Below are 13,129 nucleotides of genomic sequence, written 5' to 3'. Positions count from 1 at the left end.
GATGGTCGCCGCGACATCGCCGCCGATGGCCGTGCGTTGGCTCGCCCTGGGCTCGGCGGTGGGCGCGGTGCTGGCCTTGGCGCTGGAGCATCTGGGCGTCGGCGGGCCGTGGCGGATCGTCGCCTTGCTGCTGGTGCTGACGACCCTGCTCAGCGTGCTGGTGGTGGTGCTGGCGCTGCGCAACCGCGAATCCGAACTCGAAGCGCGGTTGCTGCGCGCCGAGCGCAGCCGCAACGAAGTCGAGTCGCTGCAGAACGAGATCCGCAAGCACCAGGAACTGGAACGCCAATTGCATCTGGCCAAGCAGGCGGCCGAGGCCGGGATGCTGGCCAAGGGCGAATTCCTGGCCACGATGAGCCACGAGATCCGCACGCCGCTCAACGGCATCGTGCCGATGCTCGATCTGCTGCTGACTTCGCCGCTGCCGCAAGGCCAGCGCGACCTGGTCCGCACCGCCTACGCTTCGTCGCAGCAGCTACTGCGGATCGTCGACGACATCCTCGACTACTCCAAGCTGGAAGCGGACAAGCTGGCGCTGGAAAGCACCGTCTTCAACCTGCGCGAGCTGCTCGAGGACGTGGTCCAGTGGATGCGCCATCCGGCCGACATGAAAGGCCTGAAGGTGCATTTGGAAATCGATCCTTCGGTGCGCCTGCCGGTGCGCGGCGACCCGGTGCGCCTGCGCCAGGTGCTGGGCAATCTGATCGGCAACGCGGTCAAATTCACCGAGCGCGGCAGCATCGGCCTGAGCGTGCGCCGGCTGGGCGAAAACGCCAGCCAGCATATGCTGCGCTTCGAAGTGCGCGATACGGGGATCGGCATTCCGCCCGAAGCGCAAACGAAGCTGTTCACGGCCTTCTCCCAAGCCGATGCGTCGACCACGCGCTTGTACGGCGGCACCGGCTTGGGCTTGGCGATCTGCAAGCGCATCGTCGACCTGATGGGCGGCAAGATCGGCGTGCAGTCCGATTACGGCAACGGCGCCACCTTCCATTTCGAAATCCCGCTGATGAAGGTGCAGGGCGATCTGGAGCAACGCCAAGTCGTCGCCGAGCGCAGCGGCAGCCGCGTGCTGCTGCTCAGCGGCGACGAACGCCTGCGCCGCCGCCTGCAAATGCTGTTGCCGAACTGGGGCTTGCGCCTGACCGCGGTGGACACGGTCCACGATGCGCTCGAACGCCTGCGCACCGCCGCCGCGCAAGGCCAGCCTTGGCACTACTCGATCGTGCTCGCCGATTTGGCCGGCATGCGCAACACCGCGGTCGCTTTGCAGCGCAACCTGCAGCGCCACACCTTGTACGGCAACGTGCGCCTGGTGTGCTTGTTCGGCGAAGACGGCATTCCCGACGGCCTGCAGCGCGGCGACACCGCCTTCCTGCCGCGCGGCGTGTCGGACAGCGAACTGCGCGGAACGATCATGGCGTCGAACGTCGTCGCGGCCACGCCCGCCGCGCCCGCCGCGCCCGGCGCGCGCCAGGACGGCGAAGCCGCGCCGGAACGCCGCCGTTGGCGCGGCAAGCTGCTGCTGGTGGAAGACAATCCGGTCAATCTGCTGGTGGCGCAGCAATTGCTGAAGGTGCTGGGCTTGGAATGCGACACCGCCGTGAACGGCGAACTCGCGCTGCAGGCGATGGCGCGCACGGCCTACGATCTGGTGCTGATGGACTGCCAGATGCCGGTGATCGACGGCTACACCGCCACGCACCGCTGGCGCCAGCACGAAACCGCGCTCGGCGCCGGGCATCTGCCGATCGTCGCGATGACCGCCAATGCGATGGCCGGCGACCGCCAGAAATGCCTGGACGCCGGCATGGACGACTACCTCGCCAAGCCGGTAACGCGCGCGCAACTCGACGCTTGCCTCAGCCGTTGGCTGCCTTCCGAGCCGATCGCGCCGGAAAACGCGCATCCGTCCGCCAGCATTGGCACAATCGGCATCGCCGCCGCCGAATCGCGGCCGGCCGCCGCGCCCGCGGCGCCCCCCGCGCCGGAGATGCCGATGCTCAACGAAGAGACCTTGGACGAATTGGAAGCGATGATCGGCAACGGCGTCGTCCAGATCATCGCCGCTTTCCTCGACAACACGCCGCGCCTGATCGCGCAGCTGAAAACAGCCGCCGAAGCGCAAGATTTGCCCTTGCTGCGCGAACTCGCGCACAGCCTGAAGTCGTCCAGCGCCAATCTCGGCGCCGACGCGTTATCGGAAGCCGCGAAGCGGATCGAGCTCGGCGCGCGCGAAAAGACCCTGGACCGCCCGGCCGCCGCGGTAGCGGTGGTCGTGGCCGAATACGAGCGCGTGCGCCCCGCCCTGCTCGCGCGCATGCCCGCGAACGCGCAACGCGCGTACCCGCCTCTTTTGCCGGACGGCTTTTTTGTAGGAGCGGCTTTAGCCGCGAGCTTTTTCTATGAAATCGCCGCGATGTCGCGATTTTGAATAAAAGCTCGCGGCTAAAGCCGCTCCTACGAAGAGCTCAAGCTCCGGCGCGCTCGGCGACGGATTCCCCAACACCTTCCACGCCCCGTCCCTGCCGCGCGCGCTTCGTCGGCGATGCGCGGCTTGCCGTCCGGGTCGATGCGATACGCAAGCAGCGCGCCCTCACCCGGCGGGAGAAGGAAGCCTGCTTACTCGCCGTCCTCGATCTTGGTCTGCAGGTAGTTCTGTTCGCCGATCCTCGCGATCAGGCCCAACTGCGTCTCCAGCCAGTCGATGTGCTCTTCCTCGGAATGCAGGATGTCGGCGAACAGCTTGCGGCTGACGTAATCGCCGACCTGTTCGCAATGCACGATGCCGGCCTTCAGCGCGGGCAGCGCTTCCAGCTCCAGGGCCAGATCGCACTCCAGCAGCTCGCGCGGATTCTCGCCGATGCGCAGCTTACCCAGCGCTTGGAAATTCGGCAGGCCGTCGAGGAACAGGATGCGTTCGGCGAGCTTGTCGGCGTGCTTCATCTCGTCGATCGACTCGTGGTACTCGTGCTCGGCGAGTTCCTTCAAGCCCCAGTTCTTCAGCATCTTGGCGTGCAGGAAATACTGGTTGATCGCGGTCAGCTCGTTGTAGAGCGCCTTGTTGAGATGTTCGATGACCTTGGCGTCGCCTTTCATGGCCGCGCTCCGCTGGACGGGAAGGCGCGCAGGTTAGCGCGATCGGCGCGGCGATGACGGAACGCGAATCGTGCGCATTTTCAAGGTGTGCTCCGAGTCCTCGATCCGATTTCGTTGGAACGGGCTGTTGTAGGAGTGGCTTCAGCCGCGAGCTCTTTCCTTCAGATCGCGACCCGATAGCAAAAGCTCGCGGCCGAAGCCGCTCTACGGAAAAGCGGAATCAGGCGGCTTGCGAGAGGACCGGCAACGGCACGACGCAGCCGATGGGCTGGGCGCGGGCTTGCTCCAAAGTCTCCGCAGCGAAGTCCAGGCAGGTGCCGCAAGTGGCGCCGCAACCGGTGCGCATGGTCAGCTCGGCCACGCTGCGGCAACCGGCGGCGGCCGCTTGGCGGATGTCGTGGTCGGTGACGCCGTTGCAGACGCAGACGTACATGTTTCCTGGCTCGATCCGGTACGGGCCGAGACGGCCCTGACGAATATTCCGCCAGAGATGAGAATGATTGTCAATTCTTGCCGGGTTCGCCGCCGTTTCCGCGACCCGAGGTGGGTTGCCGGTAACGCGGCCGATAGCGGCCGTTGCCCGGCCGGCGCGGGTCGGGCTTCGGCTGCGGCACCGCCTGCACGCCGGCCACGCCGCGCGCGATCGGGGCCAGATGGCGCAAAGCGCTGGCATAAACCCCGCGCTTGAAGGTGACCACGTGCTCGACCGGGTACCAGAAGTCCACCCAGCGCCACAGGTCGAATTCCGGTTTCTCGGTCAAATCCAGGCGCAAGTCGCCTTCCTCGCCCAGCATCCGCAGCAGGAACCAGACCTGCTTCTGGCCGATGCAAACCAGGCGGTCGTCGTGGCGCACCGAGCGCTGCGGCAGGCGGTAACGCAGCCAGCCCGGGGTCGCGCCCAGCACTTCCACGTGCTCGGGCAGCAGGCCGGTTTCCTCGCGCAGCTCGCGGTACATGGCCTCGACGGGCGTCTCGTCGCTGTTCATCCCGCCCTGCGGGAACTGCCAGCCGTCGCGGCGTACGCGCCGGGCCCAGAACACCCGGCCGTCCGGGCGCATCAGGATGATGCCGACATTGGGTCGGTAGCCGTCCGGATCGATCACGATGCGGACTCCTAAGTCTTTGACTTTCGTCGCTATGCCCGACTCTGCCATGGGATCGGCGGGGCGACAAGCGCATCCGGGGTCGAATTGACTGAGCCGGTCCGGGCAGGAATAATTCGCGGTTCTCCGCGTGGCTATGTAGCTCAGCCGGTTAGAGCACAGCACTCATAATGCTGGGGTCGGTGGTTCGAGTCCACCCATAGCCACCAAAATTTCCTATCGGAATCAAAGCGTTGACGGAACTCCGCCGCAAGGCGGATTTTTTGTGCCCGCTTGCGCGGGCATCCGCGCGCGCATCCGGGCACCGAGCCGCAACGATCACCAGTACAGCGCGTAAAGCGCGACCAGGATCGCGACCACCCCACACGCGCCGATATTGAAACCCGGCGGCGTGCGATAGCCGACATCGTCGACGCGGATCAGGTCGCTGCCTTCCTTCTGCTTGGGCGTGACCAGCGACACGATTACCGCCAGCGCCAAGGCCGCCAGGAACACGAGGCCGACGCGGTCGATGAACGGCAACGCCGGCCAGGCCAGCTTCAACACGACCGACAACACGAACGAGCTGATCGCCGCGGCCAGCGCCCCGGTCTCGTTGGCGCGCTTCCAGAACAGGCCGAGCACGAAGATCACCACGATGCCCGGGGTGAAGAAGCCGGTGTATTCCTGGATGTATTGGAACGCCTGGTCGAAGCTGCCCAACAGCGGTTGCGCGCTGAGGATCGCCAGCGATACCGCGACCGCCGCGGCGATGCGGCCGACGCGGACCAGATGCGCCTGATCGTCGTCGCGTCCGCGCTTGGCGTAGAAGTCGAGGGTGAAGATGGTCGCGATCGAATTGATCTTCGACGCCAGCGAGGCCACGATCGCCGCTACCAATGCGGCGAACACCAGGCCGAGCACGCCGGTCGGCAGCAGATCCATCATCGTCGGATAGGCCTGATCGGGCTTGGCCAAGCCGGGCGCCAGCATCACTGCGGCGATGCCCGGCATCACCACCACCAACGGCATCAGCAGCTTCAGGAATGCGGCGAAGAGCACGCCTTTCTGCGCTTCGCCCAGGTCCTTCGCCGCGAGCGCGCGCTGGATGATGTATTGATTGAAGCCCCAGTAGCTGAGATTCATGATCCACATGCCGCCGACCAGCACGCTGAGGCCGGGCAGGTCCTTGTAGAAAGGACTGTCCTTGCCGAGGATCATCCGGAAATGTTCGGGATGCGCGTCCAATAGCTTGCGGTAGCCGGCGACCAGGTCGCCGGCGCCGATTTGCGACAGCGTCAGAGCGGTGACCGACAAGCCGCCGAGCACCAGCAGGCAAACCTGCACGATGTCGGTCAACGCCACCGCCTTCAGACCGCCGTACAGCTGGTAGAGCAGCGCGAACGCGCCCAGCAGCACCAGCGCCGCCATCGGATCGATGCCGGTCACCTGGCTGACCGCGATCGATCCGAGCCACAGGATCGAGGTCAGGTTCACGAACACGTACAGGCCCAGCCAGAACACCGCCATCAGCGTGCGGATCCTGCGGCCGTAACGCTCCTCCAGGAACTGCGGCATCGTGTAGATGCCGTTGCGCAGGAACACCGGCAGGAAGAACTTGCCGACGATCAGCAACGTCGCCGCCGCCATCCATTCGTACGACGCGATGGCCAGCCCGATCGCGTAGCCGGAGCCCGACATGCCGATGATCTGCTCGGCGGAGATGTTGGCTGCGATCAGCGAAGCGCCGATCGCCCACCACGGCAGCGCCTTGCCGGCGAGGAAGTAGTCGCTGGCGGATTTCTTGCGGCCTTCTTTCTCGCGCGAGACCCATTGCGCGAGCGCGAAGATGCCGATCAAGTAGACCAGCAGGATCGTCAGGTCCAAGGTCGACAGTTTCAAGGCGTTACCCCCTCAGTGTGGCGCCCGCCCTGCGGTTGCAGGGGAGGAAGAACGGTCCCCATGTTTCGGGACTTCGCGAAGCGCGCTTATCTGTTGATCCTGCATTCGAGCGTCCGCTCCGCCTCGCCTTGCGGAGCAAGCGCGATACGCGAGAACGACAGTTGCAAGGGCGCGGCGGTTTCGATGGTCAATAGGCCGGACAACTTCGACAGGTCCGCGCCGGCCGTCGCGAAGCACTTCAGCGGTATGCCGAACGTGGTCCATTGGCCGATCGGCAGCATCGCCAACGATTCGCGCAACGGCAGCGCCGCGCCGCAACCTTCGCCGCAGGCGACGCTCGCGGCCACGTCGCCTTTCGGCGGCGCGTCCACGCGCAGCGTCAACGTGAGCTGCACATCGCCGTTGGCCTCACGCGTCAGGTCCTTCGCCGCCTCCGCGATCAACGACAGGCGTGCGGGCGCCGATCCGGACCAAGTCACGCGGCGCGCGTCCTCTTGGCGCCGATGGTCGACCGCGGCAATGCGGAGACTGCCGTCGCGCGACGCCGCGGGCAGCGTGACGACATTGGTGGCGCGCTGACCGGCCGCCTCCAGCGCCATCGACAGCCCCGGCGCCAGCATGCCGAGCGCGTAGTACACGCCGGGTTGGGCCTGCGCGAGCGATACGCCGGCGATTTCCGGCAGCGGCTCGAGATCGCCCTTGCTGGCATAGGTCAGGCCGTAGCCGTAGGCGAACTGCGGGTCGTAATCTTTCTGGCCGACGTTGTTGGCGTACTGATCGGCGCGGCGCGGCCAGGAGAAGCTGAGCTTGCCCTTGAAGTCGTAAGGGACGCCGCCGTCGGGCGTGCGCAGCAGCACGTCGGCGATGCCGCCGCCTTCGCTGCCGGGCAACCAGGCCGCGACGAAGGCATCGGACGCATTGATCTCGCGGTTCACCCACAGCGGCCGGCCGCTGAGGAACACCGTCGCCACCGGAATGCCGTCGGCCTTCAATTTCCTGATGAGCTGAAGGTCGCTGTCGTCGCCGGGCTTGTAGAGCAGCGTCGGCAGGTCGCCCTGGAACTCGGCATAAGGGTTCTCGCCGATCACGACGATGGCAGCGTCGGGTTTGGTCCGATACCGCCCGTCGGGCGCCAGCTCGGCGCTGCCGCCGGCGGCCTGCGCCGCGTTCTTCAGCCCTTCCCAGATCGTCTCGCCGTTCGGGAAATCGGCGCGGGTGGTGCCCGTGCCCTGCCAGGTCAACGTCCAACCGCCGCTCTGCTTGGCCATGCTGTCGGCGCCGTCGCCGGCGACCAGCAGCTTTTTCTTCGGATCCAGCGGCAGCATGCCGCGCTGGTTCTTCAACAGCACCAGCGATTCGCGTACCGCCTGGCGCGCGACCGCGCGATGTCCGGGCGCGCCCAGCAGTTCGAACTTGCCGCCGAGCGCGCGCTGCGACGGTTTGCCGGCATCGAACAAGCCGAGCCGAAATTTCACCCGCAGTATGCGCCGCACCGCATCGTCGAGCCGCGCCATCGGAATCGTGCCGGCCTTCGCCGCGACCAGCGTGCTCTCGTAGAACGGCTTCCAACTGTCGGGGGCCATCACCAAATCGATGCCGGCGTTCACCGCCGCCGGACATCGCCCGTTGTCGCAACCGGCGACCTGGCCATGCGCGTTCCAATCGGTGACGACGAAGCCGCCGAAGTTCATGCGCCCTTTCAGCACATCGGTGACCAGCGGCTTGTGGCCCGACAGCTTTACGCCCTGGTAGCTGCTGAAGGAAGTCATCACCGCCTGCGCACCGGCGGCGATGGCGGGCGGATAACCGGCGTTGTGCACGTCGCGCAGCACGGACTCGCCGACTTGCGTGTCGCCTTGGTCTTTGCCGTCGCTCGTGCCGCCGTCGCCCAGGTAATGCTTGACCGAGGAAATCACGTGCGCGCCGTCCAGGAATTCCTTGTCGCCGGCCTTGCCCTGCAGGCCTTCGACCATCGCGCCGGCGTAGCTCGCCACGAGTTTGGGATCTTCCGAATAACCTTCGTAGCTGCGGCCCCAACGGTCGTCCTGGGGCACCGCGACGGTCGGCGCGAAGGCCCATTCCATGCCGGTGGTCCGCGTCTCGATCGCGGTGATGCGGCCGATCTCGCGGATCAGGTCCGGATTGCGCGCCGCGCCGAGGCCGATGTTGTGCGGGAATACGGTGGCGCCGACCACGTTGCTCTGGCCATGCACCGCATCGATGCCGTACAGGATCGGGATCGCCTTGCCGCCGCCGCGGGTGTCCATCGACGCTTCGTAGAACGCGTCGGCCTGCGCCAGCCATTCCGCCGGCGCCGCGTTGTATTTGCCGCCCGGGTCGGAGCCGCCGCCGGCCAACACCGAACCGAGCCGGTACTTGCGCACGTCTTCGGGCGTGAGGCTGGAGATGTCGCCCTGCACGATCTGGCCGACTTTTTCTTCCAACGTCATCGTTTGCAGCAGCGCGTCGACGCGCGCCTCCAGCGCCGGATCGGCCGGCAGCGGCCAGACCGGCGCCGGCCAGCGTTCGGGATGGATCGCGCCGCCTGCCGTCATGTCTTCGGCGACGCCGGGCCCAGCGGTCAAACCCAGCGCCATCGCCATGACCAGACTCCGACGCAGGACCGCAGCGCTCGAACGCGGATTCTTCGATGCGATTTTCAAACCGTACTCCAGAAAGTCCTGCGGGCGGCGTGCCGGATCGCCCGTTGCGCCTTACGCCCGCGCGCAACGCGACGCAGCGGAAGGCAGGATCGAAATGCGATGCGCGCCACTTTCCCCGCGCCCGCAATGCGGGCGAAGGGAAGCCGGGCGCCGATCAGAAACGCAGACCGAAATTCACGCCGTACGTGAGCGGCGGCAAGTACTGCGACACCCACAGGAACTGCCCGCCGCCGGGGTTGAAACGGCCCGCCGCGGTGCGCGTCTTCTCGTCGGTGAAGTTCTGCACGTACAGGCCGGCCCACCAGCGCTGCTCGGGTTCCTCGTAACGCAGCGAGAAGTCGCCGCGGCCGTAAGCCTTTTGCTGGTCCTCTTCGCCGAGGTTGAACACGCTCAGCCAGGTTTCGGTTTCGTAGTGGCCGCTCAATCGCGGCGTCAGCGTGCCGCCGTTGCCGAGGTGGAAGTCGTGCTCCCACATCAGCGTCAACGCGAAGTCCGGCGCGTGCGGCAGTTCGTTGCCGGTGACGTTCATGCAGTTGCTGATGCCCGACGCCGGCGGACACGGCGGCAGGCCCTGGTAGTCGTTGCTGCCCGCGTACAGCAGCCTGCCCAGCTCTTTTTCCGGAACGCCCGAAATGGTCAGGTTGACTCGGTCGTTGTCGCCGATGAGCGCCGAAAGCTCGCTCTCGTAGCCCCACACCTTGGTGCTGCCTTCCACGTTGCTGAAGCCCAGGCCGCGATTGCCGTCGGGGAACGTCACCGGCGCGGACAATTGGAAGTCCTTGAAGTCCATGTAGTAGATCGCGCTGTTCCAGATCACGCGTCCTTCCAGGAAGCTGAACTTGCCGCCGATCTCGTAGTTGGTCAGCTCCTCGTGCTTGAAGGTGGCGCCGCCGTCCTGCAAGCCGCCGGACTTATAGCCGGTGGACACGCTGGCGTAGAGCAGGCCGTTCTTGCCGACATCGAAATCGGTGCGCGCCAGCCACGTCACCTGGCTGTGGCTGTATTCGCCGTCGTTGATGGTGGAAACGTTGAATCCCGTTCCGGGGCTCGGATACGTGCCCGGCGAGATCGGCACCTGCGGCACCGCCGGGTTGTAAGCCCAGCCCCAGCCGCGGCCGCCGACGTTCTCCTTCTTGTCGTCGGTATAGCGCAAGCCGGCCGTCAGGCGCCAATCGTCGTTGACGTTCCAGGTGGCCTGGCCGAAGGCGGCGTAGGAATCCACCGTCTCCTTGGGCTGGATGAACGAGCCCTGCCAGGCGACGGTGCCTTGCTGGGTGCCGTTGAAGATCGGGATGTCGAAGCGGATCGAGTTGTCTTCGGCGGCGTAGTACAGGCCGAGGATCCAGTCGACGGTGTTCTCGCCGGTCGAGGCGAGGTTGAACTCGTGCGAAGTGTTCTCGTATTCGGAGTGGTTGGTGCGGTCTTCCTGGTACTGCGCGGGGCCGCAGGCGAAACAGGTCGGCACCAGTACGCCGCTGTCCTGGTCGTAAGTGGACGAGCCGTCGAACTTGTAGAAGCCTGCGATGTAGCTGAAGCGCAGGCCGTCGTTGATGTCCCAGTCCATGCGGCTGCGCAGCGCGTAGGAGTCGCGGTCGATGTAGGGCGCGGTGTCGATCAGCGCCGACCAAAAATCCTGCCCCGGCCGGGGCTTCTGCATCAGGTTCATGCTCGGCGTGCCGCGGTCGCGGAAGTATTCCACCGCCAGGTTCCAGGAGAACGTCTCGCTGGGCTGCCACAACGCGCTGACGCGCGCGGCCGACTGGTTCTGCGCGTTGTACTTGTCGCCGCCGGTGGCGTACTGGTTCGGATTGATCGGCTGGAACGTCGCCGGATCGCCGCCGGATGCCGCATAGGCGGCGCGCTGCGCGTCCAGCGACGGTATCTGGCCGATGGGATTCTGGTAGTCGACGTAGCCGTCGTGCTGCTCCTGCGCCAGCGCCACGCGCATCGCGAAGGTGTCGCTGATCGGCAAATTCACCGCGGCACGAGCGCCGACCGCGTTGTAGTTGCCGACGGACAGCTGCGCGCTGCCGGAATAGCTGCCGATTTCCGGCTTCACGGTCTGGAAGTTGACCGCGCCGACCGTGGAATTGCGGCCCCATAGCGTGCCCTGCGGGCCGCGCAGGACTTCGGCGGTCTCGATGTCGAGCAGCAGGCCGGCGGCGGCCTCGGCGCGCGGCGAGTAGACGCCGTCGACGAAGATCGCGACTTCCGGATCGGCGTACTCGGTCTTGGCCTGGTCGTTGCCGATGCCGCGCAGGGTCATGGTGATGACGTCGTGGTCGCCCTGGCGGGTGGCCTGCATGCTCGGCACCAGTTTGGTGATGTCCTGCACGGTCATCACCCGCTCCTTGTCGAGCGTTTCCGCGCTGATCGCGCTGATCGCCACCGGCGTCTTCTGCAGGGGCGTCACCCGCTTGGTGCCGGTCACGACCACGGTGTCGAGCGTCTTGGCCTGCGCGGCGGGCGCCTCTTGGGCGGGCGTTGCATCCTGCGCTTGATCGGCGGCCAAGGCGTTGCCTGAGACGAGTGCGGCGACGACTGCCGTGTAGAGCAGCGAATACTTCATCTGTTCCCTCTCCCGAATTTCTTTGGTTGTTGTCTGGCCGCGCAGCGGGCGCAACGCCCGTCGGCACCCCTATGCCTGGTGGAGCGAAGCCTGCACGCAAAATGACAGCGCTGTCAACAAATCGATGACAGCGCAGTCATTCGGGCCTATGCTGCTGGAAAATACGGGGAAAAATGCTGCGCTGCGATAGCTGCAATGCAGCAAAATTTTGGGAGCATCGAATGGCGATCGTGCGCAAAGTCCTGGTCGTCGGCGGAGGCACCGCCGGCTGGCTCACTGCGACCTATTTGGCGCGCGCGCTGGGCGCCGCCAAGCCCGGCGGCATCGTCGTCGAACTCGTCGAATCGCCCGACATCAGCATCGTCGGCGTCGGCGAAGGCACGTTCCCGTCGATCCGCGGCACGCTGTCGGCGATCGGCCTGGACGAAAACAAGTTCATCGCCCGCGCCAACGCGACCTTCAAGCAGGGCATCCGCTTCGAGCACTGGGCGCGCTCGCCCGGCGCGCCGGGCCGCGATCACTATCTGCATCCGTTCAGCGCGCCCAGCCAACGGCCCGGTGCGCCGGAGCTGCTGCCGTATTGGCTGCTCGGCTACGCGCCGAAAGAACTTGCTTTCGCCGAAGCGGTGACGATGCAGAAACGCGTGACCGACGCCGGCCGCGGACCCAAGCGCCTCAGCGACGGTCCCTGGCAGGCGCCGCTGAACCACGCCTATCACTTCGATGCGGCGCGGTTCGCCGATGTCTTGTCCGAACACGGCCAGCGGGAGTTGGGCATAGTCCGGCGCGCGGCGACGATAGAGCGCGTCGAACTCGATCAAACTGGTGCGATCGCGTGCGTACACACGCGCGAGCAAGGCGCGTTGAGCGCCGACTTGTACGTGGACTGCACCGGCTTCCGCAGCTTGCTGTGCGGACAGGCGCTGGGCGTGGGTTGGCGCAGCGCGAAAGACGTTTTGTTCAACGATCGCGCCTGGGCGATGCAGGTGCCGTACGAGCGCAAGGACACGCCGATCCCGTCGTTCACCATCGCCCGAGCGCACGAAGCCGGCTGGACATGGGATATCGGCCTCCACGAACGTCGCGGCGTCGGCTACGTGTTTTCCAGCCGCCACACCGACGAAACGCGCGCCGAGCAAGTGCTGCGCGACTATCTAGGCAAAGCCGCGGACGGGCTGACCGCGAAGCTCATCAAGTTCGAGGCCGGCCACCGCACGGCACCCTGGCACAAGAACTGCGTCGCGGTCGGCCTCGCCGGCGGCTTCGTGGAGCCGCTCGAATCCACCGGCATCGCCTTGATCGAGATCGCCGCGTACCTGATCGCGCACCTGTTCCCGGCCGACGGCGACATGGCGCCGGTATCCAAGACGTTCAACGCGATGATGGCCGCGCGCTACGAGCGCATCTTCGACTTCATCAAGCTGCACTACTGCCTCAGCCAGCGTCGCGATACCCCGTTCTGGATCGACAACGTCGATGCCGCCAGCATTCCGCAGACGCTGCAGGACAAACTCGCGATGTGGCGCTGCCGGCCGCCGCACCGGTTGGATTTCATTTCCGATCTGGAGATGTTCCTGCCGGCCAGCTGGCAATACGTGCTTTACGGCATGGAGTTCCGCACCGACCTGTCCGCCATGCGCGGCGTCTACGACCAGGGCGAATCCGCGCGCCGCGAGTTCGCCGCGGTCCAGCACGTCGCCGGCTTGGCGCTCGACGATCTGCCCGCCCACCGGACCCTGGTCGAGGCGATGGCGCGCGACTACGAAACGCAAGGGGACCGGATGCCGCAGACCGCCTGATGCCGGCGGAACGAG

General features: G+C 66.2%; 8 protein-coding genes and 1 tRNA gene. 3 read left to right on the top strand and 6 right to left on the bottom strand.

Features of this window, described 5'->3' with window-relative positions:
- Position 1 precedes the first annotated feature (1 nt).
- Positions 2-2,434: a hybrid sensor histidine kinase/response regulator gene (locus FCE95_RS10895; protein WP_223266859.1), complete on the top strand. Its 2,433-nt coding sequence runs from the start codon at positions 2-4 to the stop codon at positions 2,432-2,434.
- A 188-nt stretch (positions 2,435-2,622) separates the two neighbouring features.
- Here FCE95_RS10895 and bfr read toward each other — a convergent pair whose 3' ends face one another.
- From bfr to FCE95_RS10880, 3 genes are all read right to left on the bottom strand, one after another.
- Entirely contained in the window at positions 2,623-3,099 is a 477-nt protein-coding gene (bfr, locus tag FCE95_RS10890; RefSeq protein WP_137267040.1) for a bacterioferritin, read from the bottom strand.
- Between the two features lie 220 nt (positions 3,100-3,319).
- Positions 3,320-3,532: a (2Fe-2S)-binding protein gene (locus FCE95_RS10885; RefSeq protein WP_137267039.1), complete on the bottom strand. Its 213-nt coding sequence runs from the start codon at positions 3,530-3,532 to the stop codon at positions 3,320-3,322.
- Positions 3,533-3,602: 70 nt separating this feature from the next.
- On the bottom strand, positions 3,603-4,202 hold the full coding sequence (locus tag FCE95_RS10880; protein ID WP_137267038.1) for an RNA pyrophosphohydrolase: 600 nt from the start codon (positions 4,200-4,202) through the stop codon (positions 3,603-3,605).
- A 132-nt stretch (positions 4,203-4,334) separates the two neighbouring features.
- Here FCE95_RS10880 and FCE95_RS10875 point away from each other — a divergent pair.
- A tRNA-Met gene (locus tag FCE95_RS10875) sits at positions 4,335-4,411 on the top strand.
- A 109-nt stretch (positions 4,412-4,520) separates the two neighbouring features.
- Here FCE95_RS10875 and FCE95_RS10870 read toward each other — a convergent pair.
- The 3 genes from FCE95_RS10870 to FCE95_RS10860 all read right to left on the bottom strand — a co-directional run bounded on the left by FCE95_RS10870 (position 4,521) and on the right by FCE95_RS10860 (position 11,315).
- Positions 4,521-6,083: a sodium/sugar symporter gene (locus FCE95_RS10870; protein WP_137267037.1), complete on the bottom strand. Its 1,563-nt coding sequence runs from the start codon at positions 6,081-6,083 to the stop codon at positions 4,521-4,523.
- An 86-nt stretch (positions 6,084-6,169) separates the two neighbouring features.
- Complete coding sequence (locus tag FCE95_RS10865) at positions 6,170-8,686, bottom strand: glycoside hydrolase family 3 protein (RefSeq protein ID WP_137267036.1); 2,517 nt, start codon at positions 8,684-8,686, stop codon at positions 6,170-6,172.
- Between the two features lie 214 nt (positions 8,687-8,900).
- On the bottom strand, positions 8,901-11,315 hold the full coding sequence (locus tag FCE95_RS10860) for a TonB-dependent receptor (RefSeq protein WP_137267035.1): 2,415 nt from the start codon (positions 11,313-11,315) through the stop codon (positions 8,901-8,903).
- 221 nt (positions 11,316-11,536) lie between these two features.
- Between FCE95_RS10860 and FCE95_RS10855 the strand changes: the two genes are divergently transcribed.
- On the top strand, positions 11,537-13,114 hold the full coding sequence (locus tag FCE95_RS10855) for a tryptophan halogenase family protein (RefSeq protein WP_137267034.1): 1,578 nt from the start codon (positions 11,537-11,539) through the stop codon (positions 13,112-13,114).
- The last annotated feature ends 15 nt before the right edge of the window (positions 13,115-13,129 follow it).

Source organism: Luteimonas gilva, from assembly GCF_005239095.1.
Lineage (GTDB): Bacteria > Pseudomonadota > Gammaproteobacteria > Xanthomonadales > Xanthomonadaceae > Luteimonas_C > Luteimonas_C gilva.
Note: the sequence above shows the minus strand (reverse complement) of the source record. Positions and strands in the feature narration are given on the sequence as shown.

Bases quoted from the DNA above. Each gene is read 5' to 3' on its own strand.
- FCE95_RS10860 (WP_137267035.1), bottom strand. From the start codon at position 11,315: ATGAAGTATTCGCTGCTCTACACGGCAGTCGTCGCCGCACTCGTCTCA.
- bfr (WP_137267040.1), bottom strand. From the start codon at position 3,099: ATGAAAGGCGACGCCAAGGTCATCGAACATCTCAACAAGGCGCTCTAC.
- FCE95_RS10895 (WP_223266859.1), top strand. From the start codon at position 2: ATGGTCGCCGCGACATCGCCGCCGATGGCCGTGCGTTGGCTCGCCCTG.
- FCE95_RS10855 (WP_137267034.1), top strand. From the start codon at position 11,537: ATGGCGATCGTGCGCAAAGTCCTGGTCGTCGGCGGAGGCACCGCCGGC.
- FCE95_RS10865 (WP_137267036.1), bottom strand. From the start codon at position 8,686: ATGGCGATGGCGCTGGGTTTGACCGCTGGGCCCGGCGTCGCCGAAGAC.
- FCE95_RS10885 (WP_137267039.1), bottom strand. From the start codon at position 3,532: ATGTACGTCTGCGTCTGCAACGGCGTCACCGACCACGACATCCGCCAA.